Annotated in this window: 1 protein-coding gene; it reads left to right on the top strand. The window is 67.3% G+C overall.

Annotated features, from left to right (window positions below):
• The first annotated feature begins 443 nt into the window (after positions 1 to 443).
• Positions 444 to 1,535 carry a DNA polymerase IV gene (gene dinB, locus ACT6Y9_RS10915; RefSeq protein WP_443744548.1) on the top strand — a complete coding sequence of 364 codons (1,092 nt, stop codon included), beginning with the start codon at positions 444 to 446 and terminating at the stop codon, positions 1,533 to 1,535.
• The last annotated feature ends 38 nt before the right edge of the window (positions 1,536 to 1,573 follow it).

Here is a 1,573-nt window from a genome sequence, read left to right as displayed (position 1 = left end):
GCGTCGCCTTATATCCCCTCCATGAATGACGGGGCTTTACGGCTCGGTTTGGTAACGTCGATGGAAGGAGAAGGTCTGAGCTGAAGACCGGCGGCTTCGACGGGCCTCCCGGGGCGTTTATGGAAGGGCGCCGCCTCCAGAAACGCAGAAGCCCGCAGAGCTGCGGGCTTCGAGGATTCGGTTCTGACGGTCAGAACGAACGACGCACCCGCAGCGAAGCGTACGGATACGCGTAATAAAAGGAGAAGGCGCCTGAGGCGCGGTGGTTCTGAGTCGTCATGCCGTTCACAATAGCAGACGCGGTGCGCCCGCCGCACCGGGTGTTTGTCGTAGTCGGAGCGCTCTGACGGGCTCTTCGGGTGGAGCGGCGAACCGGTACCTCAAGCGGTTTTGACCATAGAATTAAGGACGCAGCCCGAATTTCCTTCAGTACCCAACCGCCCATGTCGCTCGCAGACCCCGTCTTTCCCAACGACCTCACGCGCCGCATCGTCCATGTGGACATGGATGCATTCTTTGCGTCCGTCGAGCAGCGCGACCGCCCGGAGCTGCGCGGCCGGCCGATCGCGGTCGGGCACGCCGACTGCCGCGGGGTGGTGGCGACGGCGAGCTACGAGGCGCGCCCCTTCGGCGTGAGGAGCGCCATGCCGAGCACCCGCGCGATGCAGCTCTGCCCCCAACTCATCTTCGTCGAGGGCCGCATGAGCCGCTACAAGGAGGTGTCGGCCGAGATCCGCGAGATCTTCTCGCGATACACCGACCTCGTGGAGCCCCTCTCCATCGACGAAGCGTTTCTCGACGTCACCGACAACAAGCTCGGGATCGAATACGGCACCGAAGTCGCGCGTCGCATCAAGGCGGACATCCGGCGCGAACTCAACCTCACGGCGAGCGCGGGCGTCTCCTACAACAAGTTCCTCGCGAAGATCGCCTCGGACTGGCGCAAGCCCGACGGGCTCTTCACGGTCCACCCGGACCGCGCGCAGGACTTCATCGACGCGCTCCCGATCGAGGCCTTCTGGGGCGTGGGGCCCGCGACCGCGAAGCGCTTCCACGAGATGGGCGTCACCTGCGGGTGGGAGCTCCGACGGAAGAGCTTCACGGAATTGACCGACCGCTTCGGCGCAGTCGGGGCGCTCTTCTACAAGTTCGCCCGCGGCATCGACTCGCGTCCCGTGCGGCCCTTCCGGGAGAGGAAGAGCGTCGGGTGCGAGGAGACCTTCTCCGAGGACGTGCGCGGCTATGCGGAGCTCGAGCGCCGGCTCGCCGCGATCGCCGCGGACCTCGCCCGTCGCATGAGCCGGCACGACTTCCGCGGCCGCACGCTGACGCTCAAGATCCGCTTCGCGGACTTCCGCACGCTCACCCGCAGCGTCACCGCGCCGGGGTCGTTCGGGGACGAGCGCGGCATCTTCGCCGCCGCGAAGAAGCTTCTCGGCGCCGTGGAAATCCCGCAGGGCGGGGTGCGGCTCCTCGGGCTTTCCGTGAGCGCACGCGAAGCGCCCGGGGCTGCGTTCGAGGCGACGCTCTTCTAGCCGGGAGCGGCCCTCCGGGCGGGCGGGAGGCCCGGAAG

This window comes from Sutterella sp. (assembly GCF_052272535.1).
GTDB lineage: Bacteria > Pseudomonadota > Gammaproteobacteria > Burkholderiales > Burkholderiaceae_F > Sutterella.
This window is presented reverse-complemented; position numbering and strand designations above follow the sequence as displayed.